Source organism: Nostoc sp. FACHB-133 (assembly GCF_014698055.1).
Taxonomy (GTDB): Bacteria; Cyanobacteriota; Cyanobacteriia; order Cyanobacteriales; family Nostocaceae; genus Nostoc.
The window spans coordinates 1-24289 of the sequence record NZ_JACJSH010000082.1 but is presented as its reverse complement, the minus strand read 5'-3'; the positions used below and the strand labels follow the sequence as shown (position 1 = coordinate 24289).

Sequence of the window (24289 nt, the reverse complement as noted above, 5' to 3'; positions counted from 1 at the left end):
TCAGTGACATCGAATCATACCTCAAGCGATCGCTTTTTAGATCCTAAATAACTCTTGATGGAGCCAACTTATTTGTTAAGCAATATTTCGCCAGCAGTATCAAAAGCTGACAAGAACCCATTTGATGAGCAGCGCATTTGATGTCAAACAGATTCATCTTGGCAATCCGTTCAAGCGCTGGTTGAGGAAAGTAGGTCAATTGAGAATCATTAGAATCAGGATTTAGAGCCATGTTTACCAAAAAGTAACTATTGCACCAATGTGTAAATCCTTGCGGACAGATGTACTGCAATGGTACGTTGCAAATCTAGATTACTGCGGGAAAACAAGATGATGAAGGGGATTTTCTTATTGCTTATCGCCTTTTAATAGATATCTGCTATTTTATTTTTCTTTCCCCTAGTTTTACCCGATTAGTTTCTATATTCAAAGTTGAAGTTTTTCAATAGTTCTAAATATGGCAATTATTAAAGGTTCTGAGCTGTTTATTTTTGGGGGTATTAGAATTGGCGATGATAACCTTCAAGGAACAGTATATAACGATCAAATGTATGGCTATAGCGGCAATGATACCTTGAATGGCGGTGGTGGTAATGATTACCTTGATGGAGGCGATGGAAACGATCAGCTATTTGGTGGATCGGGTGAAGACATCTTATTTGGCTGGTACGGGAACGATCTTCTTAATGGAGGCGATCAAAACGATCGCCTTTATGGTGAAGGAGGTAACGATAATCTCTATGGGGGTGCTGGCGATGATTACCTTGATGGAGGTGATGGCATCAATTATATGTATGGGGGTTCGGGAAATGATACTTATATTGTTTCTAGCCTTTCTTACTATAACAATGACATTGTAATAGAAAATGCTAACGAGGGAATTGATACCGTTCGTGCAAACGTTGATTACACCTTGGGAGCAAATGTAGAAAATTTACAATTGATCGGATTAACTGTTAGAGGAACTGGTAATCAACTCAATAACTCAATTACTGGAAACGAAGCAAACAATATCTTATTTGGAGATAATGGTGATGACGCTCTTCGTGGTGCATCTGGTAACGATAATTTAGATGGTTGGAATGGTAACGATCAACTTTTTGGGGATGCAGGTAATGATGTTTTGTTGGGATACTTTGGTACTGATTACCTCAATGGAGGCGATGGAGACGACGCTCTTTATGGTGAAGCAGACAGTGATAACTTATCTGGAGATTTAGGCAACGACTATCTCGATGGAGGAGATGGCAACGATAATCTTTATGGCGATCTTTATGGGCAAAGTGGTAATGACCAACTTGTTGGCGGAGCAGGGAACGATTACCTTGAAGGTCAAGGTGGCAATGATACTCTAACTGGAGGAAGCGGACTGGACTCTTTTAAGTTCTACTATAGAGCAGATGCTGGTATTGATACTATTCAAGATTTCAATGTGTCAGAAGATACAATATACTTTAGCTCCCCATTTGGCTCTGGATTAGCTTGGGGTACTCTCAGCAGCGATTGCTTTGTAATAGGTTCGCAAGCGATCGATTATGATGACCGATTTATCTACAACAATAGTACAGGAATTCTCTCTTTTGATTACGATGGAGCTGGTGGAATGGCTCAATTCCAATTTGCACAGCTTTCTCCAGGTTTAGCTTTTAGTGCAACCAATATTTTTGTAACTCCTGCTGGTTAATTAACTCAACTAATCTATACAAATCTAGTTACGTAGATTTGTATAGATTAATTCCGCATTACCAGTCCTGCCTCTGTTACTGCAGCATTAATGTTTTTAAAACACTGCTCTGTTTGTTTTACAACATCATCAGATATGCTCATCGAACTGTAATCAAAACCCGTGGTACCAGAAACAAAAACCCAGTTTCCATCAACAACTGCTCTCTTATAAGCAATTTCTTGCTCAAAGATAGAACCAGAAGATATGAATTGACGACTCATTTAATTGTGGAATCTCCTTCCAAATGTATCTACAATTAAACCAGTAAACCTCATCCACCTTGAGAACTGGAGTTTTTCAAGAAGATATATTAGTTTAAATAAGTGGGTGTAGCTGAGAACGAAACACAGATGCTCAAAGTCGAATACGATCGTTGGAATCAAAGTAGCTCAATATTGAGGGAAGAAGCATTAAAAGCAAATCATGCTCGTACCCGCGAGCGTTTAATCGCACTGTACGAGATATGTAATCGGGTTAATGTCCTTATGGATGACATTACTGCTGTGAATATTACCCAATATCTCTGTGACTTGAATCGCCAAACGTAAGAAATCAGCCAAAGGTATTGGGCTAAACGCGGGCAATTGTGAACGCAATTTTGCTAATGACTCCCCGCCAAAATCCTCCAACAGCATCACGAGTGTTCGTTGATATTCTTGGATGCTATAAACCTTTATCACTCCTTCTACATTTAAAGAACGAGTGATTTCATATTCCTGTTTGTAGCGCGTAAGTTCTTGAGGGGTAGGATAGTCCTGTTTGAGGACTTTCAGGATGATTGGTGTATTCTCTCCCTTGCTTACCCCTCGGTAGACAACTGAATTCACGCTTAAGTATATTTGGGAGTGAACCTCAATTAAGGGGAGATTAATCATAATGCTGCACCTCGGTTCAATTCCACACACAAGATTCAAAGCCAACAAGACTTAACGATTATTCTTCAACTTTCTCTAGTAAAAGTCAATTTGCACCCCGTCGGTTTAAAGAACAGAGCGGTCGCATCATGCCAATAGAGATGAAAATAATGTCAATTAATCTTGCTTATTGCGAAAGTTTTAGGCGTAGGCGTAGCCCGTCTAGACATCGCTCAGAAGTTAGGGGAGACCGCTTTAAAAAGATACCAGCCGTGTTTTAGGATTATTCGTTGTGTGGCGTGGATCTTGATGTTGACGGCTGGTATCTTTTTCTAGGCTTGTGCCTTACTTGCCAAAATTGATTTGAAACTAGACTATGTGGGTCGATTGGGTAAGCGTGAAAATCGGGAGTGCGTTTATCGGTTTGTTGCCCCTGATGACCAGCGTGATTCGATTTTTGAGCAGTGGTTAAATCGGGATGAAGCGTTTTCTTGTGAGTTGGTGTCAGTCACGAAGAATATAAAGTTACAAACACCAGGTATTGACACGGAATCTCTTGACATTCCCCAAACATTTACCCAAGAAGATCCTTTTGTCCAAAGATGGAAGGGGTTAAGCCTGAAATTGCGCCAAGGACTCGACAGTGTTAGACAGTTCTACCAACAGCTGGTTTCCCAGCTTGGCGAGGCTATTGGGGTAGCCGATGGTGAGCCTTACTGGAATGGGTATTTGGGGCAGTGGCAAGTTTTGGTTAACTTTGGGAGCAGGTGTACGTCTGTGGTGTGCAATTGGTTGGTGGCGGTGTAGGTCAGAGTAGTACGCTATTCCATCAAAACTGTTACTGGGAGTTGGTTATGCGAGCAGTTTCCCTGTTTGGAGGAAATAATTTCTATTGCCTTGCCCTTGAAAAAGACAATTGTGTGTTCGTTATCTTGTCTGTTGCTTAAAGTGACGGGAGCAAGGTTTGTTTTAGCCCAAGATTGAACCGGAATCAACTTCCCACTGATGTTTGAGCAATTCTTGGTAAGTCTTTTCCCTTATCATCATCTGCTTATAGAACATCTGCAAAAACTCTTGAGCTTGTTCACGGGACATCTGCTGCACTTGATCAGAGAAAATTCTAAGAGGGTGTTTGAAAAGTTTTGAGGAGTAAAATTTTATGCCAATCGCCTCACCATGATCCGGATCATAGCAAGATAGATAAATGTCTCTGATGTTTCGGGTAATAACTCATAGTCTCTGACCAACCGCCGACACCCCATGAGCCAACCAAAAGTGCGCTCAACCACCCAACGTTTTTTGAGCAAGACAAAGCCCTTGGTCTGTTCCGGGCGCAACACCACCTGCACAATCCAACGGCAAAAATTCATCACCCACTGCATAAACGGCTCACCATCAAAGCCGCCATCCACCCAGAGAATAGTCAAACGAGATACCTGCTCCTGAGAGTGTTTCACCCGTTTAAGAACTTGTTTTCCCCCTTCTCGCTCATCCACATTGGCCGCCGTGACCAAGACCCGCAATACTAACGCCAAGGTATCGACCGTCATAAATCGCTTCCGTCCCTTGATTTTTTTTCCTGCATCAAAGCCTATCAATTGACTAACCATCGCTGCACTCTTGACGCTTTGACTATCGATGATCGCTTCCGATGGACTTCGATGGCGATCCTGCTCAATCCGTGTCCACTGCCGGAGATGATCATGAATTTTCAGCCACGTTCCGTCTTTGCGCCATTTGCGAAAATAGCTATATACCGTCTGCCAGACGGGAAAGTCACCCGGTAGCGCTCGCCATCTAACTCCTTCTACCAAAACATAGAAAATTGCGTTCAAGATTTCCCACATATCAACTTCACGCTTGCGACCACCGGGTTTTGGTTCTGGAATCATGTCACTCAGAAATTCATATTGGGCGAGGGTCAGATTGCTAGGGTATGCTTTACTCATGTTGCTCTCTCAGTGCTGTCTACGATCTATTTACAGCGTATACTGAGAGAGCTTTTTTACCATTTCTCTAACTTTTCAAACAGCCTCTAAAGAGATGGGAGCGCCAGCCAAGTCGTTTCGGATGGCATTAGGGGCATTAATAATTAAAGAAAAACTAGGAATAAGTGATAGAGAGACAATAGAACAAATCAAGGAAAATCCTTATCTACAGTACTTCATAGGGATGTCATCCTATATTAATGAAGCTCCATTTGATGCATCTATGTTAGTCCATTTTCGTGAAAGGATTAGTGCAGACTTAGTAAACAGAGTGAATCAAGAAACTGTTAAAAGGATGCTAGAGACAACATCTTCGACTTTAGCAACTGAATCAACTGAATCAACTCAAAAAAAAACAGAAGAATTAGAAAAAGAAGATAACACGCCAAGAAATCGGGGAAAATTAATATTAGATGCGACTTGTGCGCCAGCAGACATTAGCTATCCAACAGATTTAGAGCTATTAAATCAAGCAAGAAAACAGACAGAACGAATCATAGACCTTCTTTATGAACAGATAAAAAGTACATTAGAGAAAAAACCAAGGACTCGGACAAGGTAAAAGAACATTTAGTCTCAATCGAGTGATGACAAAACTGTCTCATACTTCTCAAACAGCAATTGCTATTACTTTTTTAGTAATGAATCTTTCTACCCACCTCTCACGGGTTTTTTATGTTTTTTTATGTCTATTTTTCAAAAATAGACCTTTTTCTCAGTTTACTATAATTTAAAATCATATTTTATTTAAATATAGATAACATAAAGCTATATTTGACCATGCTTGAATAACTGGTCAACGCTTAAGATTACTTTTTTATGACTTTTTCAGCAAGCCCTAATTTAGAGCCGGGAATAATTGCCGCCATTTCTTGGGCGTTACTTAATGGCGTAGTTAGGTCTTTTTCTGACCATACTAGCAAACAAGGAGCTTGGATTTTTGGTAGTAGATGGCTGATATCTTCGTATAAAGAAATTAGCAATCCTTGAATGACATTTTTTGTATTAAATAACAAGTTATAGGAGAACACCAAAGGAATATCAACTAATTTCAACTTGCGTCTTGGCAGAAACAGTTGAGCGGTCATTTCGATTGCCCTTTGCGGGATCATCTCCGGTATAGATGGCGTAGGAATTCCAGTACTATCTATCAGAATTACACTTCTGACTTTTTGTAGAACAAGTGTACATAAAGTAATAGCAATACCGCCACCGAATGAGTGTCCTACTAGATGAAATTATTGTAAATCTAAAACTGACAAAAATGAAAGAAGAAATTTGCTATAGCTAACGTAATCAGAAATTAGACCAGAGTAAGTCGATCTTGCAAAACTGGGCAAGTCAGGAGCAATTATAGTATGGTGCTGTGCTAGTAGTTCCAGCACTTCTTGATAAGGCTCAGTAGAGATTCCCCAGCCGTGTAGCAATAGGATGGGGGTTGAACTCGAATCCAACTTACTTTGCTGATAAAAAATAGTGCAATCTTGTAAATCGACCTGATGATTAGTTAATTGAGAGTTCAAAACCACAACCTCATTTACCATAACTCGGTAAATTATTTCTACTGTTATATAACAGTAGTAAGCTCACAGCATTGACGAAACTTTCTCAAGGCTTATATAGGTGTGGATTATATAAAATCGAATTCGGAATTAATAAACTTAAATTAGTAGCACTTTCAAGAGAAAGAATCTGTTGCCTAATTTTGAAGAATTGGTATTACCGATCGCGGGGAAACCGCCGCATCATCTTCTGCAATGCCACAGCCTAACCATCTGACACATACACAACCTCGCCCGACATTTATTTAAGAACCTTCTGTTATAGCTCCTAGTGCCAAAAGTGACGATCGCACAGATTCCGTCAAACCAACGACCCCTGTAATATTCATGCCTTCATAAGGTCTAGGAGTTCTGAGAATTTTCAGACATTCACCTGTTTCGACATTCCATAAGCGGATGGTCTGGTCTTCACTGCTGCTAGCAAGAATTGGACTTTTAACTGGAGAATGGATAAATGCGATCGCAAAAATCCATCGTGTGTGTCCAATCAATACTCTCAAGCACTTCCCAGTTTTCATATCCCAAATTCTCACGGTTTGGTCGGTTCCTCCGCTTGCCAGCAGACAACCATTAGGACTGGCAGCACTGATCACAGCATCAGTATGTCCTTCCAAGGTTCTTAGACATTGGCAAGTCTTGAAATCCCAAATTTTGATGGTTGCATCTTGACTGCTACTGTGCAAGGTTTGCCCATCTGGACTAAATTTAGCTGACCACACACCGTTTGTGTGCCCACGAAAAATTTTCAAACATTCCCCTGTAGCAACATCCCAAGCTCGAATTAGGGAATCTGCACAGCAACTAATTAGCATCTTGCCATCAGGACTGTAAACAAGTGATGAGACAATATTAGTGTGGTTACATAACACACCCAGGCAAACACCTGTCTTGACATCCCAAATCCGTACCTGCTTGTCACTACCACTACTGGCTAAAGTTTGTCCATCGGGACTGTAGGTAACTGAGAGTAGCCAGTTAGTATGACCCCGTAAGACTTGCAGACATTCTCCTGTCTCTATGTCCCAAATTCTCACTGTTTCATCTGCACCGCCACTGGCAATGGTATTACCTTGGGGATGAAAAGCTACGGTTCGTACCCAATTAGTATGACCAGTAAAGGTTTTGACACACTTACCAGTATTAATATCCCATAATTTAACTGTTTGGTCTTCACCACTGGCTAAGACTTGGCTGCGGTCATTTTCATCAAGTGGAGAGGTCGCTAATGCCCACACACCACTACCATGTCCGCGAAAAGTTCGGAAACACTGTCCTGTATGAATATTCCAGAACTTAACAGTTTGGTTGTCATCACTGGCAATCAAGGTTTTTCCATCTGGAGTGAATGTCAGCGATCGCACTGTGTGGGTGTGCCCTGACAAAGTTTTCACACATTCTCCAGTGTGAATGTCCCACAAGCGAATTATTGTATCAGCACTGCCACTTGCTAGCGTTTGACCATCAGCACTACAAGCTACACACCAGACATGGCCTGTATGACCGTGGAGAGTTTGCAAACACTGCATTGCTTCTAAATCCCAAATCCTCACAGTGCCATCAGCGCTACCACTTGCTAAAGTTTTACCATCTTTACTCAGAGCGATCGCCCAGATCCAATCTGTGTGTCCTTCAAGACTTTTTAGACATTCCCCTGTCTGAATATCCCATAATTTAACCGTTTGATCCATACCACCACTGGCAAGGACTGAATAGTTTTCTTGCCGAGCCTGGGCTACAGACCAAACAAAGCCTGTGTGCATCCTGAATACTTGTAGGCATTGACCTGTGAGATCCCATTGTTTAACAGTTTGGTCATCACTGCCACTAAATAAGGTTTGTCCATCGGCACTAAATACAATAGAACGCACCCAACCTGTGTGTGCTTCCCAGGTTAAGCATTGCTGTCCATCTGTTGTTTGCCATAGGGAAATTTGACCAAGGGTATCCCCGATTGCCAGAAGACTGCCATTTGGACTAACTGCTAGTGTAAAGGTATAGCTGAGATTTGCTGTAAAAGTAGATTTAGTTAAATCTGAATAGGCGAAATTGGTTTGGTGTAAATTCACACCTTTTAAATCAGCTTGCCAAATCGTCAAACTAGAAAAGTTGCGATCGCTTAGATCCACTTGCAGCTGATGAAGTAAATTAATCGTGTTTCCGCCCACATAACCAGCATCTATTGGTTTTTTGCCGCGAAGTGATGCCAGAATTGTCATCAGTTGAGCTTCAATCAGATTTGCACTTCCGAACAAAGAAAGTAATTTTTTAATTACAGGATTGAGAATTAAGTAAAGTTGAATTTCTTTGATATAGTCTTTCGCCGTTGCTTTCAGCAGTGCATGGCTTTTGAAAAGATAAGTTTTTTGAGTTTCAACTTCAACACAAACCTGTTGAATCAAACGACTAGTAATGTACTCCATCAACACAGGCTGTAGTGTGAATAAAGCATTACCTTTTTCAATCAGGCTTCGTCTTTCTAAAGCTGACAATGCTTCTAAGAGTTGAGAAGATGTAACCAAGGATAATAAATCAGCTTGTATTTCTGAAAAATTTACAGGTTCGCGGTTGATTGCCAACCAATACATAACTGATTTCTCTAAAGCTGATAAACGTTGAAACTGTTGTTCAAGCAAATCTTGAATATCGCCAAATACAACAGTACCTTGAGCCAGAAAGTTTGAAATATTGCTATCAAATAAATCCCGGATGGTCGTTGCTACAATCTTCAGTGCTAGTGGATTACCTCCATAGGATTCAATTAGAGTTTGCCATTCATAAATTGCCCCAATAAAATTACCTTTACAGCTAAAAATTGCTTGTCCATCAGCGATTGATAAACCAGATAATTGCATAGTTCTAACAGGCAACTTTTCGCCTTCAAGTACCGCCACCTCTTTAGGCTTTTCTCGACTCGTCAGCACCAAACAGCTTTGGTGGCGAAACTCACCAACTCGCTTAAAAAGTTCGCCATACCCCTCGTAACCAGAGCGATATTGACCTGCTCGGCCCTCATGGCTGGTTAAGATTGTCTCTGGATTATCGAGAATCAGTAGACAGCGATGTTCTTGGAGATAGGTAAGCAGTCGAAAAATGCGATCACTGACAGATTCGGGTAAATCTCCCTGCTGTTGGTGAGAGAGAACTTGAATCAAGCTAGTGAGTAATGCTTCAATAGTGGGGGCATTATAAAGCGATCGCCAAATAACATACTCAAAGTTTCCCTGAAGTTTCTCACTCAACTTCACAGATAAAGAAGTTTTACCAATTCCCCCAATCCCCAATAGTGCCACTAACCGACAACGGTCTTGATTAATCCACTGCTCTAAGGTGGCAATTTCTTGGAAACGCCCGTAAAAAATCGAAACGTCGAGCGCTTCACCCCAGTCTTGATAAGTTTTTATGGAATTATCAGGCTTGATTTCTCCAGTATTCTTCTGACGAGAACACCATCTTCTCAAAGACGAACGGAGGTTATCTTTAGTAACTTTCTCACCCATCGCCTTGGAGAGCCTTTTCCAGAGTCGAAAGCCAACAATTTTGATGTAATCGGCATCATAACCAAACTTTTCAGCAATCTCTGGATACGTTTTCTGTTCCCATGACTGTCGAAAAATAATCTCTTGCAAGTCATTTAGAGATATTTTTCCCAGAATTATTTCAACAATGGCTAAGGCTTCTTCGACAGTCATTTACTTAGAGATTGCTTACTAAAGTTAACTTCAACTTGTCACTTTGAATAACTATTAGTTACTGCAAAGATTTAGCAACTTTTTTAAGATGCTATCAGTTGTTGTTCTTTGGGAATCAACAACTTTAAATCATCAACAAAATCCTTGAAATTATTCTAAACTATGACTACTACCTTACAAAGACGCTCTAGCACCAATGTCTGGGAGCGCTTCTGTGAGTGGATCACCAGCACTGATAATCGTCTATACATCGGTTGGTTCGGTGTTCTGATGATTCCCACCCTGCTAACAGCTACCACTTGCTTCATCATCGCCTTTATTGCTGCACCTCCCGTAGATATCGATGGTATCCGTGAGCCTGTTGCTGGTTCTTTGATTTATGGCAACAATATTATCTCTGGTGCGGTTGTTCCCTCTTCAAATGCGATCGGCTTACACTTCTACTCCATTTGGGAAGCAGCTTCTTTAGATGAGTGGCTTTACAATGGTGGCCCCTACCAGCTAGTAATCTTCCACTTCTTAATTGGTTGCGCTTGCTACATGGGACGGCAATGGGAGTTGAGCTACCGCTTGGGAATGCGTCCCTGGATCTGTGTCGCTTATAGCGCTCCCCTGGCTTCTGCGACTGCTGTCTTCTTAATTTATCCCATTGGTCAAGGCTCTTTCTCTGATGGTATGCCTTTGGGTATTTCTGGAACTTTCAACTTTATGTTGGTGTTCCAAGCTGAACACAATATCCTGATGCATCCATTTCATCAGTTAGGTGTTATTGGTGTGTTTGGTGGTGCTTTAATTTCTGCGATGCACGGTTCTTTGGTGACTTCTACCTTAGTTCGTGAAACTAGCGAAACCGAATCTGCAAACTACGGCTATAAGTTCGGTCAAGAACAAGAAACCTACAACATCGTTGCGGCTCATGGCTATCTGGGACGGCTATTTTGGCAATATGTCAGCTTCCAAAACTCCCGATGGCTGCACTTTGTCTTAGCAGCTTTACCTGTGATTGGTATCTGGTTTACTGCTTTGGGTATCGGCACGATGGCATTTAACTTGAACGGATTCAACTTCAACCAATCTGTCATCGACTCTCAAGGGCGCGTAATTAACACTTGGGCAGATGTGATTAACCGTGCCAATTTGGGTATGGAAGTAATGCATGAGCGTAATGCTCACAACTTCCCTCTAGATTTGGCTGCGGCTGAAGCAGCACCAGTAGCTTTCAATGCCCCTGCTATCCATGGCTAAGGTTTAACTGTCATTTTTTATAAGTGCTTACCCCGGCTTACTTTGTTGAAGCCGGGTTTTTTAACGTCTCCCTATCTGGGAAAGAGACTTTGAAATTATCTCCCCTTCTCCATCAGTGATATCAACCGGCATTTGACGCACTCTACAATACGGCTGGTGCACTGGAGTTGTGGGAATGTTGACACCAATGAACAATGTTGTGCCCCTACCCATCTATCGATTTATGCAAGAGGTTTATTGCATAACTGGCACTTTATCTGTTTCCTCCCAAGGCAAAACACCAATATCTAGCCTACCCACATGACCGTAGGCGGCAAGCTTTTTATAAAATCCGCCTTTAACGATCGCAGGTAAGAATCTCAGATTAAACTCCCGAATGATCCCCGCAAGGCGAAAATCAAAATTCTTCTCCAAGATTACAGCAATTTCTTCATCAGAAATTTTGCCTGTACCAAAGGTTTCTACCTGAATACTCACAGGGCGAGAAAGTCCAATAGAGTAAGTAAGTTGCACCTCACATTCATTAGCTAAACCAGCTGCAACTACATTCTTCGCAGCATAACGTGCTGCATAAGCTCCTACCCGATCTATGCGTGTGGGGTCTTTGCCACTCAGCGCTGCACCACTGTGGCGGGAATACTCGCCGTAAGTATCGATCGCATTCTTCCTACCCGTTAACCCCGAATGAACAGAAGGGCCACCGATCGCAAAGGGATCGTCAGAGTCGATAAATATTCTGGTGTTAGCATCGGGTTTCAGTTCTTCATCTGCAAAGACAACATCAATCACGGCTTCTCGCAAATCTTCCTGGAGACGCTTGAGATTAGCTCCATTTGATTCCAATAACTTACTCTGACTGGCAATCAACGTAATACTATAAATACGATGGGGTTTGCTGTCTTTGTATTCGATTGCTACCTGAGTTTTACCATCAGGTGCTAGGTACGGCAATATTTTCTCCTGCCTAACAGTAGCCAGTCTCTTAGCTAATTGGTGTGCCAGCCAAATAGGAAGTGGCATCAAAACTTTGGTTTGATTGCAGGCAAAACCGAATACCGTCACCTGGTCTTTGACGGAAATATCTTCTATCTCCGCGTCCGAGAGGTTTTTTTCATCACACAAGCGATTTTCACTGGGGGGCAATTCCTTTAAGCTAGTCATGATGCTACAAGTCTTAGCATTAAAGTCAGGCTGGTCATAACCCACCTGCTTAATTACCTGTCTGGCTATTTTCGTAAAATCCACGATCGCATCAGACTCAAACCTGGCAGAAATGAAGACAATGGCAGTCGATACCGCACATTCGGTAATTACTCTGGCAAAGGGGTCTCGCCGGAGAAACTGATCGACAATAGCATCGCTGATTTGATCGCAAAGTTTATCAGGATGTCCTTCGGTGACAGATTCAGATGTAAATAAAAAGTCTTTTTTCATAAATTTTTCTCACGCAGAACCGCAGAGACGCAGAGAATCAGAGTAAGAATGTGAGCGTTGGAGAGAGTGATAAATAGGGCTAACGCATCATCAAAGGCTAGAATTATTTTGAATTTTGTTAGCGCAGCGTAAAGCCTTCGGCATAGCTTCGCTTAGAGCGAGTCTTCTCCCAAGGGGAGACGCTAAGAGCGAACGAGCGTCATTTTAAATTTTGAATTTTGAATTTGTTTCGTACCTTCATTCACCACAAATGGTAGTAAGGTGCTAGTGCCTATGACAGCACCATCCAGGAGATTAATTGGCGTTAGATTCAGCATTTGTCTGAGTCCGGGTACTGCTGCTGCTAATATTTGCAGCCCGAAGGAACCTCCCAGAGCTACGGTTAAGTAGCGGTTAGCTGGCAGTTTTTCGGAGCTAAAAATGCTGTGTTGTGGCGAACGACAACTCAGAGTATGCAGCAGTTGCGCCATTGTCAGGCTCATAAAACCGATAGTGCTGGCTTTGGGGCCAATGCCATAGCGGCTAATTGCGTAGCTGTATGCTGCTAGAGAACTAGCAGAAATTGTCGCTGACTCAAAAATGATTCTTTGAAAATCCGATGTTTTGATAATTTGTTCATCAGAATTGCGGGGTGGTTGATTCAACACATCCGGTTCTGGTGGTTCCAAAGCCAAAGCTAGTCCAGGGAAAATATCTGTTACCAGATTCAGCCACAATAGTTGCATGGCATTTAAAGGCTGACCAATACCCGCGACTGTTGCTGTCAGCATCACTATGATTTCGCTCATGTTGGTAGACAGGAGGAAATGGACAGATTTTCTGATGTTGTTATAAATTGTTCGTCCATGACTAACAGCAATAATCATGGTTTCCAAATTGTCATTTTCTAAGACAATATCTGCCACTTCCCGGGCTGCATCTGTGCCTGTATGCCCCATAGCGATACCGACATCAGCAACCTTTAAAGCCGGAGCATCATTGATCCCATCTCCGGTCATAGAGACAACTTTACCTGCACTTTGTAAAGCTTGGACGATTTGTAATTTATTGGCAGGACTAACTCTAGCAAAAACATTAACGCGATCGCACAGTCCTCTCATCAGTTCGGAATCAAGGTTGTTGAGGTTAGTGGAGTCGAGGATTTCTAGTTGCTCTCCCTGACTCAAATTCAACTCCTTGCCAATGGCGTAAGCGGTGGGACTTTGATCCCCGGTGATCATGACTGTATTAATACCCGCCTCATGAAAGACACCCATCAAGTCTTTCACACCATTTCTAATTGGATCTGCCATACCAATCAGACCCAGCCAAATCACATTACGCGGAACGTTGCCATTTGTTTGTCCTGCATTGATGTGGGTGTAAGCTACCCCTAGTATCCGCAGTCCTTTACCAGCCATGACTTCGTTTTCGTTCTCAATGGCAAGTCTTTCTGATTCTGTTAAAGGTACTAGTTCACCATTTTTAATCTGCTGGGTAGACATTTCTAACATTTCTGAAGGGCTACCCTTTATTGCCACAAGCAACTGTTCAGCGTGAGGCAATGACGGCGGACGACCTCGGCGTTTTTTCTTTACTGCCAATGGTTGTAATCCACCGATTTCAGTTTTGGCAGCAACTAAAGGTAAACTATCTAGATCCACATCTGCTGAATTCGGGGATGGGCTATCCTCATGTTTTATGGTATGCATCGTACTCATGAAGTTTTGATTTTCTGAGCGATGGTTGGTGTGGCAACATGGATAATTTTCTTTGAGTTGAATGACATCTACCCCAGCATTAATTGCCAAATAAATTAGAGCATTCTCTGTGGCAGAACCTTTAACCACATACTCACCAGCCGAATTTTTGTGGAATTCACTCTCATTGCACAGTACTGATACATGAATCAGCTTTAAGAGTTGATCGCAGTTGTAAGGGTTAATATCTTCTGATTGGGTAATAAATTTGCCGTCAGATGTTACTTGGATAGATTTGGTATCTGCATATAGCTCAACCACAGACATTTTATTTTCTGTGAGTGTGCCTGTTTTATCCAAGCAAATTGTCTGTACGGAACCCAAGGTTTCCACCGCATCCAACCGCCGGATCAGGACGTTATGTCGCCTCATATTGGCGATCCCCAAAGCTAAAGTTGTAGTTGCAATAGTTGGCAACCCTTCGGGAACCGCAGCCACAGCTAAAGATATGGATGATTTCAACATCTCTAGCAAACCATATCCCCGCAACAAACCGATACCAAAGACAACCGCACAAACAGCCCCCGATACCACGACGAGTTGACTCCCCGCTTGGTCGAGTTGTTTCTGCATGGGCGTTTCTGGCATTTGGCTCTCGGATACCAGAGTTTGAATTCTGCCCATTTCGGTAAATTTGCCTGTAGCAACAACTACAGCTAATCCTTGGCCACCAGTGACTAAAGTCCCCATGTAGACCATATTCACGCGATCGCCAAGAGGTATATCTTGATTGGTAAGTGGTTCTGTATTTTTGGGAACAGGTAAACTCTCACCCGTTAGAGCAGACTCATCCACGCTTAAACGATTTGCTTCAATAAGTCTGGCATCAGCTGGCACATAACTGCCCGGTCTGAGTACCAAAATATCTCCTATAACAATCTCAGTAGCACTGATTTCTTGAGAAATTTCATCTCTAATCACCACAGCAGATGGTTTAACTAGATGCTTGAGTGAATTAATAATCTTTTCTGAGTTGCTTTCTGTGGCGTAGCCAATCACAGCATTTATGAATACAACCCCCATAATTACTACAGCATCAGCCACTCCCCCAATAGCGATTGACAGACCGGCAGCAACACTCAGTAGTCCTACTGGTAAAGATTTGAATTGGTCAATAAAAATACTCAGCTTAGAGCGAGTTTCAGATGCGGGTAGGACATTTGCTCCGTATTTGAGCAAGTTAGCTTGAGCAGTATTACTAGATAATCCTGATGTCGGTGATGTGTGTAAATCAGCTATGGCAGTATCTGCTTTTAATACGTGCCAGGGTAAAATTTGTTGCTCCTGACCCGATGTCGTCAACTTGCTCATTTTACTAGTGAAGTTTCCTCTTTTTGGGGAAGATAGCTGTTTAGCTGGGCTGATCAGAGGTGTCTTAGCTAGAGATTTTCCGCCCTTTTCGAGGAAATCGCAGACAATAGCTTTGATCAGCAAGGCGATCGCTTGCGGGCTAAAATCTGGTTGGAAAACTACAAGTACACTTCCTGTAACTGGGTTAGCAAAGACATCCCTAATACCTGCTTCATCTTTGAGTCTTAACTCAATGTATTGCTTGAGTGACTCCGAACGATGAAGCTGATCAACCTTATATCTAGCTCTCCCTTTAACAGCAGTATGTATTGCCCGAACAATAGGATTCCTATTGCGGCGGGAGTTGGAGACATGATTGTTCATTTTTCCAATTAGCTGAACTTCGCGGCGAGGTGGAGTTATGGATAGACTCAGGTCAAATGCATCTCACACTCAGATACTTGAGAATTAGAGGTCAGAGTCAGGGTTCAAGGTGACAGATTCTTTCTGCTACCTTTTACATTTCTCTTCACATTTGCCCATAAGACAGATCCGAGATTTTCACACGACAAGTCAGTTTTAGTCAGTTCCTACTTTTAAGAATAATTTGTTAGGGGTAAGCTGCTTAGTTGTAGCCATATTTCTTGATAAACCAAATTTTCACCATCTGTGTCAGCACACAGTAACTAGACAAAATCAACATCAGCCAGAGAAAGTAGTTGGCTGGCTACACCGCAAGGGGACTGAAACTAAGGGTGCATGAAATAGGTGCATTTTTGATGCAAAGTTTCCAAAGGCTATTACCCCGCAAGGGGACTGGTGCGACTATCGGTTGCACGTAGAGAGTGAGTTCCTCAGAAAAACTCGTGGCAAGTGTCAAAAGCCAGTATAGCGGTTATCAGTCTTCTGAAGTATAGTAGCAGCAGTGAGTAAACCAACCCAGTGAATTGTCTATCGTCACTTCTGCAAATGCTGCATCTAATGCCTTGAGCAAATCAGGATAAGTCCTTGCACCGATGCGACGGAGAATGTTCTTAATCTTCGACCAACAGTTCTCAATAGGTGAAAAATTGGGGGAATAAGGGGGGAGATAAATGAGGCTAGCTCCAGCAGCGATGATCAAAGCTTCAAGTTCATCACTTTTATGGATCGAGCAGTTATCCATGATCACGACTGCACCAGTCCAAAGTTTGGGTACGAGCTTTTGAGCGATGAAGGCATCAAAGGTCAAGGCATCAATAGAACCTAAACCACTCTACTGAGTGAGCAGTCCTTTCAAGCTAATGGCACCAATCACTGAGACATTTCTCCCTTTGCGATTTGGCTTTGGAGCATAGGCTCGTTCCCTGCGATTTAGCGCGGGCACATTTGCGAATGAAGGATAGATTAACCCCCGATTCAAAGACAATACCTTTGCCAATTTACGAGGGTTCAACGCCCGTAGAAACGGGGGCAAAACGATCGCGTCCAATGTGAACTTCCCACTCCACAACTCTAGCAGAGTCCGCTAGCATACCATCTCGCACACGAGGACTACTGTTTACTATAGATTGAGCCTGTTCAAGATTATCCGCCTGGATTACCCAAAGCCCAGTTCCATCATGGGGAAAAAACGGCCCACAGCACAGTAGTGTTCCTTTCTCATGTTGCTCATTAAACCAAGCGAGTTGATTTTGGTCATGCTCTGGGTGAGCCAATTTATAGTCGTAATACTCACGAACAGTTGCAACCACAACGGCAAAAAGTTTAGACATAATGCTCTAATTGGTGATTTGAGATGGTGTTCAGATTGTATGACCCAAGAACAAGAAATACTTTTGTGTCATGAAATAGCGACTGTATGAACGCCAGTGTATCTTCAAAGATTGGATAAACTCTGCCCTAATCTACAATCCCATGTTCTTGTTCAATAAAACCTAATTATTTATTCTTAATACATTGTTACAAAACCAAATGGCACGCCCCTTAAAGCTAAATCGACTATAAGACCTATGGGTGTGGGGTTTAGTAATAAAATAATTTATTCAGGTTGCACTTAACTTTGGCTTTTCTGATTTTTCCTACACCCTGCACCCAACAATCAAGAGCGATCGCAAATTTGTTAAATGACTAAATTGTGGCTTTCCTCGCGGCTTGGCATAAGCAAAGGGTTTCAGCTTATCCCGAACTCAGTTTACTTAAGATTGTTGGGAGCCGGATACACGGAAACGGGTATGTCCGGTTCTAAATAGGAGAGGCGAGAGATAATACTCCCCTTCGACCTAACTCAATGCCACTTTTGTCCGACTATCGCGTAGCGATACCTAATAATTATCAGTAATAGTATTTGGTAATTCATCCTCTACTAGTCGCAGGCGAGGATACTGATAAGCAACAAGAGTAAAAAGTATAGTAAGCGTTCCCATAACAATAAATATTAAACCGATACCACGACCCGACCCCACACCAATTACTTGTCCAATAGTTCCAGCCAAAAAACCATTTTTTTTCATTAACGGTTCAAAAACTTTGTCAGCTAAGGGTCCAGCAATTAGATAAGCTAAGGGTCGGGATGACCAAGCAAGCATTTTTCTGACAGCAAAAACTCTTCCTTGTAGATGGGGAGCAACTTTGCTCTGCCAAATAGCTTGACTAGAACTATTAATCGTTGGGACACTAAAAAAGGCAGCAAAACCAGCAACAATAATCAGTGAAACGGAAGTCTTCAGCCCAATAAGGATAAAACAAAAGCCCAAAAGCAGTTCCCCACCAAGTACACCATAAATATAAGGTCGCAGTCCTCCCCATGCGCTCATAACTACGCTTCCCACTAACATACCGCTACCAGCCAAAAACAATACATTACCTAACACCGTAGAAGATGCAAAAGATAATACTAAAGGTGTGATTAAGACTTCAGCGGTACTGACAGTAAAGTTAGCGATCGTAAAATAAACAAGCAGTGCGAAAAGTCCTGGTCTAGCTGTAATATAATTCCAACCGAATCGTACCTCTTGCAGTGGGAACTTTTTATCATCTTGATTATTGTTAGTAGTTTTTACTTCTCTAATTTGGATTATTAGTAGGGTGACAATTGCAAACAAGAAACTGCTAAAGTCTAAAAGGAATATGCCTTGTAGTTGAATAGTAACCAATAATATACTTGCCAATATTGGTGAAATGAGCTTACCAACAGCTTCTCCTAATTGCGTCATACCGCTAGCGCGACCCAAATGCTGCTGAGGTACTAGTAAAGTAATCGAAGCGCTATAAGCTAGCCAATGGTAGACGTTACAAATACTCAAAAAAGCAACAATTATGTAGATATGCCAGATCGCCAGCTTACCTGTAACAAGTAGTAAGGCGATCGCGCCTACAGACAAAGCAGCACCGCAGTTACTAAATATCATTACCCATCGTCGGCTCTCGCGGTCTATTAAAGCTCCAGCTAGAGGAGAAATTATTAGCCCCGGTAGCAAAGTAAATACGGAAATAAGGCTATAATGAGTAACCGAACCAGTTTTTTGATATACCCAAATACCCAGTGCGAAGCCAGTTAGTTCAGAACCGATGAGGGAAATCAGTTGTCCTAACCAAATAATAATAAAAACTCGTAGATGGTGGGTTTGAGTATGCTGTATCATCTAATTTTAAATTGGAATTAAAAATTATTAATTTTGCTCATTGACGCTGTGATGCGCTCAAAGGAACAAAATTGTCTTCCTTCTCAAAAAACATTTGGTAATGTCTCCGATTCATCGCGGAAATACTGAATAAAGTCAAAAAATCAATAGATTTAAATTCTCGATTAATTGCTGGTAAGCTACATACTTTTGCTCCAATCCGCAAGTAAGCACGCAAGATATTAGGAATATCAACATTATCAACATCAGTCAAAATTTGGTTAATTTCAAATCTATATTGGGAATGTGGATAAACCAAAATATTTGGATATACCAATTTCGACGATTGGAAATAACGATATGCACGAGCCGCTTGCTCAAGATTTTGATTTACGAAGCATGACGTTCCAAAGCAATTTTTCTTACCATTCCAAACTAAATATTTAGCTATTCCCTTCCATAGTAAAAAAAAGACCCTGCTATTACGGTATTCTTTAGCGACACAGGCACGTCCAACTTCGACACTCGAATGAAGCACGGTATTGGGAATAACATTTAGGTTAAATAGCTGACTCGAATAAAAGCCAAATCCGTCACAAGCCATTGTATAAGTTTGTAGCCTATAAGTACCGATGGTTTGACCTGTACGCTTTGAAATTATCATCAAATGATGAAAAACATCATCAAATTTATCTCGGTCTAATTGGTTAGCATTAGATGTTGTAAGTCCTACGCCCAGTTCCAAATTGAAAACTTCAAAACGCAACCGGTATAACGAGATTAAATCTGTTTCTGTAACTGCTAGCCGTAATAGATAATCGTGGGTTTCAATCACTAAACTTGAAGCAATGTTTTTTTCAGCTAGCATAGAGGGTTCGCATTACAGTGTATACTCGTATCTTTTCAGATTATAATGTGTTTATTGTTAGTAGTAAATGGGAATATTACTTAGAATTCGCTCATTTAAGAAGGGCAAGAGGAATTAATGCCTAATAGGTATGAAGCCGAGATAGGTGTAAAAACCTGCATTCCGGGTCGGAAAAGCCTTGTCCTGTATAGTTTTGATAATTTAATACAGTGGAAACAAAAAAGCCGTGTTTGGTAACGAAAAATTAAGCCTTTGGAGGTCATCTTGCAGGAAAAAACACATATCTCAGCTCAATATTCGCTTGATTCCATTGCATTTACATTCTTCAAATCAACATTACCTAGCCCAGAAGATAGATACATTTTTGAAAAGTTGAAGCACACTTGTAAGAGCAAGTTTAACTATTCAATAATGATCTGACGATGTGGCTAAAATTTGGTGTAAATGAAGAAGGTATCTTGATATGTATTGAAGATATCAGCAGGGGAAAGACTTTACTTAAGTGTCCTTATTGTAATGGTGGTCTAACAGCTAAAAAAGGTAAGGTAAAAGAGCATCATTTTGCTCATAAGGATCAAACTTGTCGCCCCATAGCTAACCGAGAATTTCCAACTCTACCACTTTATGATAATTTCAACGTTCAATTATCAGGCAAGGATTTGGTAAAGTTAAAGCTGCTTTGGCATGAGTACGGAGCCAAAAATTACCTTATTAGTTCCTACTTAGTTACTCCAGGGTTGATAAAAGCAGGGATGTTGAGAAAAAACCTATACTTAACCCCAAGAGAATATGAATTTAGTGATTTGGGTAAAATTCCTGTCGGGGCGCTAGAGTTTAGGCAATTCAACGATGTGCAAGAGCTACTATTACTTAAAAAACTGCTGAAGCTGGAGCTAGCTTTTAAACACGCTGAATACAAAAACGCTCCAGATTTAGGATACCGACTTACTGATTTAAATCTGTATCGCGCTCAACTTCAACGTATTCTATCTTCTAGACTGTATTTCTTAGAGATTGAAACTAATATTGGAATTATCTACAAAATAGGAGTAACTACTAGACCCGTTTTCAAGCGAGTAGCAGAAGTAAAAATAGATTTACTTGCTCATTATTCGAGTGCTGCTATTAGAGTATTAGGAACTTGGGAGCATAGAGGTAATGTTGAACTGTATTTCAAACACCGCTATCAGGGCTTTAATTATCCCATCGGCAGTTTAACTGAGTATTATAAATTTAATACTGAGGATGTCAAAATCGTGCTGAGTGACCTGCAACAAATGCAATCTAAAGTACTTTGTCAAGATGAAATAGATATTCTTGAGGAGAATACTAGTTTGATTCAAGTTGCTGTATAGCGTTTATATCCTATCAGTGCAAGAACACAACCAGTATCAGCCAGCCTATCATAGGCAGCAACTGTGATTTTGGTTTTTTCTTTGGTAGCTCACAAGATATGGTTGCTGATTATGGGGGTTGAGAAGGCAGATATGGAGATAGAGCAAGAACCTATAGGCGCAGCCCCTTAAGTAAACATTGCTAATTAAATTTTCTTGTTCTTCCTGTACTGATTGAGTAAGTATTGTGGATTGCTGATATACATTTCTGTATAACCGCACTGACCACAAATATATGCTGTTAATGTCCCAGTGTGAGTTCCTTTAAATATGAGCGCTTTTGGATTTTCATAAATTTCTACTTGCAGATCCTTTTTAAACTCTTCTGTGTGAGTGACAATACGAACGTTTGGAATTATATTTTCAGAGCCACATTTAACACACACCAAAAGTTCAAATTCTTGTTGGTCTGGATACTCGGCTAGCCCTGTTGATGTTACGAAGACTGGCTGACCTTTAATGCTAGAAGGAGCAATTTCGTCAACTCCCTGGAATAACTTGTCCTCGATTCCATCGTTTGAGGTACCACAACTCCAGCAGAAAGAGAAAGTCTCTTCATTCTGCTCATGGCATTTGCAACATTCCCACATCTGTATTACCTCTGCAAAACAGTTGACGTTAAACAAGTGTAAACCAATAACAATTTTCCTCACATTAAGCGAAGCAAAAAGGTTAGAAAAATTCTTGAGAAGTTGAAAACAAGCAAGCAGTCAGCAGCCAAGGTAATTGACGCTTTTATTGAGAAGCTGGGTGCTGTCAAGGAGCAACAACAGCCAGCAACAGTGGAATTAGATGTAGCGAGTTAGAATTTTTGTGCTGGCGACTATTAACCAGTCAACTTAATCACACCTTGGCTGACTAAATGTTCAAGCTGAGAATGATGCTGTGTTTGCTCCCGTAGCAACTTGAGTTGCTCGTAAGTGAGAATGTGTAATCCGGGACGGACAACATAACCTTGAATGGTAATGCTTTGTGGTTGCTGGCTATCGGTGCGGTTGTAGGAAATTGAAGGCATATTTACACTATGTAAGTTAGAACTGATTAGTAGAAGAAAGTTTAATTCTTCATTCTCTTACAGCTTCACACAAGTTCCTCTTAAAAGGTGACAATAGGATGAATCAATGCCAAAGCATACAGAAAATTCCTAATAGAAGCGCCCATGTTATGCAGGTTCTGTAAAAAAGAGGAGCAAAGGATTAGGTTACGATAAATTTATACAACAAGGCTGTTAATAGTCGGCATGGCTAACACTCTATAGATTTGTAATACATGGGAGTCAAACGTTATCGCAATTCCAAAACAACTAATAAACTCGCAAATCAAGTCACCCCAAGTTTTCTTGATTGACCATGAGAATAATAATCGTGGTTTGACCGATACTAATGAAGCATTACAGCTAGCCGAAAGCCTAGAGTTAGACCTAGTATTAGTGTCTGAAGGAAAAGAGGCTCCAGTTGCAAAGATTCTGAATTATGGCAAGCTTCAGTATCAAAAGAAAAAGCGTCAGGCACAAAGTGCTAGACCAGTAGTAAAAGAAGTTCGGTTTGGTTTGAATATAGGTGTGGCTGATTATAAGTTACGCATTGAACAAGCAGTTGGGTGGTTGAGTAAAGGCGATTCGGTGAAGTTTGCTGTTCGTTTACGAGGTCGAGAACATCAATATCGTGACCAAGCTGGAGAACTACTAGACCGGGTTGTAAGTGATCTGAAGTCTGTAGGTAAAGTTCAATCACTTGATAAGCGTTCACTAATTGCTTTAATCATTCCTGCCTAAATTACTTTTTAAGTAAGAATTCAGGTGGCAGAGTATTGACAAAGGGGACACTTGAGGGGGAGTATCACAAATATGAACCAAAACCTGCCGTACTGTTTTAGACCGAGAAAGCTTGAACCAGTTATCAAAAGAAGAACTGGTAGAGATAATTATTGAGCAGGGCAAGGCAATATGTGAGTTACAGAAAACAATCTTAGAACTACACCTTGAAGTAGAACGTTTAAAAGTCAGCCGAGACTTAGATAGTTCTACCTCATCGAAACCACCATCTGGGGATATTCTAAAAAAGAGCGAAAACAAAAAAGCATCCCTGGACGGAGAATCGAATCATCCCAAAAGAAAACCAGGCGGGCAACCAGGGCATCAGGGAAAAACGCGTAAGGGTTTTGGCAGAGTAGATCGTTATGAAATCTTACGTCCAGAAGATTGTGTTTACTGCGGTCAAAAAGCATTTGCGACCGTGGCAGTAAAAATAGAAAAACAGTCTGTAGCGCAATTAGTAGAACGTCCAATTGAAATAGTGGAGTATCAACGCCATACGTGCGTGTGTGAATGCTGTGGAAATATACAAACAGCCTCATGGTCGCCAGATATCGTTCCAGGGCAGGATTTAGGAGTTAGATTACAGGCATTTTTAGGATGGGTAAGTAAACAACTATGCACACATGCCCTATGAAAAACAGCAAGAAATGTTGTGGGAACTTGGGCAAGTTGAAATTGGGCTAGGAACAATAGTAGCAACCAATGAACGAATAACTCAAGCAATTGAACCGAGCATTATTGAGTTAAGTAGTTGGGTAAAACAGACACAACCGAATGTTCATGTGGATGAAACGCCTTGGTCAGTTAAAGGGATAAAAGAATGGTTGTGGGTAGTTGCCAATTCTGATTTCTGCCTGTTTACTGCTACTGACACTCGTTCACGATCCGAATTATCAGCTATTTTAGGGACTGAATATACAGGGGTACTCAGCAGCGATGAATAAGCGCGTTTACAATGGCTATCCAGCTTTTGCCCAGCAAAAATGTTTGGCTCATCTACGCCGACACTTCAAAAAACTAATTATTCTTCCAGGTCTTCACAACCAAGCTATCGGTGAAACGTTTGTTAATTTAATTGATGA

20 protein-coding genes and 3 pseudogenes are annotated in these 24289 nt (G+C 41.3%); 8 read left to right on the top strand and 15 right to left on the bottom strand.

Features of this window, described 5'->3' with window-relative positions; genetic code table 11:
* Positions 1 to 457 precede the first annotated feature (457 nt).
* A complete protein-coding gene (locus H6G86_RS34160) occupies positions 458 to 1684 on the top strand; it encodes a calcium-binding protein (RefSeq protein ID WP_190938063.1) in 1227 nt (408 codons plus the stop codon).
* 47 nt (positions 1685 to 1731) lie between these two features.
* On the opposite strand, the gene H6G86_RS34155 is transcribed toward H6G86_RS34160, so the two are convergent.
* Together H6G86_RS34155 and H6G86_RS34150 are read right to left on the bottom strand one after the other, a co-directional pair.
* A complete protein-coding gene (locus tag H6G86_RS34155; protein WP_190938062.1) occupies positions 1732 to 1947 on the bottom strand; it encodes a Rid family hydrolase in 216 nt (71 codons plus the stop codon).
* A 222-nt stretch (positions 1948 to 2169) separates the two neighbouring features.
* Positions 2170 to 2601 carry a protein kinase domain-containing protein gene (locus H6G86_RS34150; RefSeq protein ID WP_190938061.1) on the bottom strand — a complete coding sequence of 144 codons (432 nt, stop codon included), beginning with the start codon at positions 2599 to 2601 and terminating at the stop codon, positions 2170 to 2172.
* A 342-nt stretch (positions 2602 to 2943) separates the two neighbouring features.
* Here H6G86_RS34150 and H6G86_RS34145 point away from each other — a divergent pair, with 342 nt between their 5' ends.
* The gene (locus H6G86_RS34145) at positions 2944 to 3387 is read left to right on the top strand and encodes a hypothetical protein (protein ID WP_190938060.1); all 444 of its coding nucleotides are present in this window, start codon (positions 2944 to 2946) and stop codon (positions 3385 to 3387) included.
* A 162-nt stretch (positions 3388 to 3549) separates the two neighbouring features.
* Here the strand turns inward: H6G86_RS34145 and H6G86_RS38310 are convergent, their stop codons facing one another.
* Positions 3550 to 3747, bottom strand: a complete 198-nt coding sequence (locus H6G86_RS38310) for an NblA/ycf18 family protein (RefSeq protein ID WP_190938065.1) — start codon at positions 3745 to 3747, stop codon at positions 3550 to 3552.
* Positions 3738 to 4529, bottom strand: a complete 792-nt coding sequence (locus tag H6G86_RS34135; protein ID WP_190938059.1) for an IS5 family transposase — start codon at positions 4527 to 4529, stop codon at positions 3738 to 3740. The genes H6G86_RS38310 and H6G86_RS34135 overlap by 10 nt, the downstream gene beginning before the upstream one ends.
* A gap of 85 nt (positions 4530 to 4614) precedes the next feature.
* Here H6G86_RS34135 and H6G86_RS34130 point away from each other — a divergent pair.
* Both H6G86_RS34130 and H6G86_RS40080 read left to right on the top strand, forming a co-directional pair.
* Positions 4615 to 5118: pseudogene (locus tag H6G86_RS34130) on the top strand (transposase); the annotation flags it as partial.
* 37 nt (positions 5119 to 5155) lie between these two features.
* A complete protein-coding gene (locus tag H6G86_RS40080; RefSeq protein WP_369009478.1) occupies positions 5156 to 5302 on the top strand; it encodes a hypothetical protein in 147 nt (48 codons plus the stop codon).
* A 75-nt stretch (positions 5303 to 5377) separates the two neighbouring features.
* On the opposite strand, the pseudogene H6G86_RS34125 reads toward H6G86_RS40080, so the two are convergent.
* From H6G86_RS34125 to H6G86_RS34115, 3 genes and pseudogenes are all read right to left on the bottom strand, one after another.
* Positions 5378 to 5791, bottom strand: a pseudogene (locus H6G86_RS34125) (alpha/beta fold hydrolase); the annotation flags it as partial.
* A 15-nt stretch (positions 5792 to 5806) separates the two neighbouring features.
* On the bottom strand, positions 5807 to 6091 hold the full coding sequence (locus H6G86_RS34120) for an alpha/beta fold hydrolase (protein WP_190938057.1): 285 nt from the start codon (positions 6089 to 6091) through the stop codon (positions 5807 to 5809).
* A 284-nt stretch (positions 6092 to 6375) separates the two neighbouring features.
* Positions 6376 to 9819, bottom strand: a complete 3444-nt coding sequence (locus tag H6G86_RS34115) for a helix-turn-helix domain-containing protein (protein WP_190938056.1) — start codon at positions 9817 to 9819, stop codon at positions 6376 to 6378.
* Positions 9820 to 9981: 162 nt separating this feature from the next.
* Here H6G86_RS34115 and psbA point away from each other — a divergent pair, with 162 nt between their 5' ends.
* Positions 9982 to 11064: a photosystem II reaction center subunit D1 gene (gene psbA / locus H6G86_RS34110; protein ID WP_190938055.1), complete on the top strand. Its 1083-nt coding sequence runs from the start codon at positions 9982 to 9984 to the stop codon at positions 11062 to 11064.
* A gap of 234 nt (positions 11065 to 11298) precedes the next feature.
* Here psbA and metK read toward each other — a convergent pair whose 3' ends face one another.
* The 6 genes from metK to H6G86_RS34080 form a co-directional block, all read right to left on the bottom strand.
* Complete coding sequence (gene metK / locus H6G86_RS34105) at positions 11299 to 12498, bottom strand: methionine adenosyltransferase (protein ID WP_190938054.1); 1200 nt, start codon at positions 12496 to 12498, stop codon at positions 11299 to 11301.
* A gap of 182 nt (positions 12499 to 12680) precedes the next feature.
* Positions 12681 to 15911 carry a cation-translocating P-type ATPase gene (locus H6G86_RS34100; RefSeq protein WP_190938053.1) on the bottom strand — a complete coding sequence of 1077 codons (3231 nt, stop codon included), beginning with the start codon at positions 15909 to 15911 and terminating at the stop codon, positions 12681 to 12683.
* 514 nt (positions 15912 to 16425) lie between these two features.
* On the bottom strand, positions 16426 to 16758 hold the full coding sequence (locus H6G86_RS34095) for a transposase (protein WP_190938052.1): 333 nt from the start codon (positions 16756 to 16758) through the stop codon (positions 16426 to 16428).
* A 190-nt stretch (positions 16759 to 16948) separates the two neighbouring features.
* Positions 16949 to 17281, bottom strand: coding sequence for a YciI family protein (locus tag H6G86_RS34090; protein WP_190938051.1), 333 nt, complete (start codon positions 17279 to 17281; stop codon positions 16949 to 16951).
* A 549-nt stretch (positions 17282 to 17830) separates the two neighbouring features.
* On the bottom strand, positions 17831 to 19150 hold the full coding sequence (locus H6G86_RS34085; protein WP_190938050.1) for an MFS transporter: 1320 nt from the start codon (positions 19148 to 19150) through the stop codon (positions 17831 to 17833).
* Positions 19151 to 19187: 37 nt separating this feature from the next.
* Positions 19188 to 19997: a GNAT family N-acetyltransferase gene (locus H6G86_RS34080; RefSeq protein WP_190938049.1), complete on the bottom strand. Its 810-nt coding sequence runs from the start codon at positions 19995 to 19997 to the stop codon at positions 19188 to 19190.
* A gap of 422 nt (positions 19998 to 20419) precedes the next feature.
* On the opposite strand from H6G86_RS34080, the gene H6G86_RS34075 reads away from it, so the two are divergent.
* Positions 20420 to 21352, top strand: coding sequence for a GIY-YIG nuclease family protein (locus tag H6G86_RS34075; RefSeq protein ID WP_190938048.1), 933 nt, complete (start codon positions 20420 to 20422; stop codon positions 21350 to 21352).
* A 185-nt stretch (positions 21353 to 21537) separates the two neighbouring features.
* Here H6G86_RS34075 and H6G86_RS34070 read toward each other — a convergent pair whose 3' ends face one another.
* Complete coding sequence (locus H6G86_RS34070; RefSeq protein ID WP_190938047.1) at positions 21538 to 21981, bottom strand: hypothetical protein; 444 nt, start codon at positions 21979 to 21981, stop codon at positions 21538 to 21540.
* A gap of 236 nt (positions 21982 to 22217) precedes the next feature.
* On the bottom strand, positions 22218 to 22406 hold the full coding sequence (locus H6G86_RS34065) for a hypothetical protein (RefSeq protein ID WP_012413105.1): 189 nt from the start codon (positions 22404 to 22406) through the stop codon (positions 22218 to 22220).
* A gap of 243 nt (positions 22407 to 22649) precedes the next feature.
* Between H6G86_RS34065 and infC the strand changes: the two genes are divergently transcribed.
* On the top strand, positions 22650 to 23165 hold the full coding sequence (gene infC, locus H6G86_RS34060; protein ID WP_190938064.1) for a translation initiation factor IF-3: 516 nt from the start codon (positions 22650 to 22652) through the stop codon (positions 23163 to 23165).
* Between the two features lie 72 nt (positions 23166 to 23237).
* Positions 23238 to 24289, top strand: a pseudogene (gene tnpC / locus H6G86_RS34055) (IS66 family transposase); the annotation flags it as partial.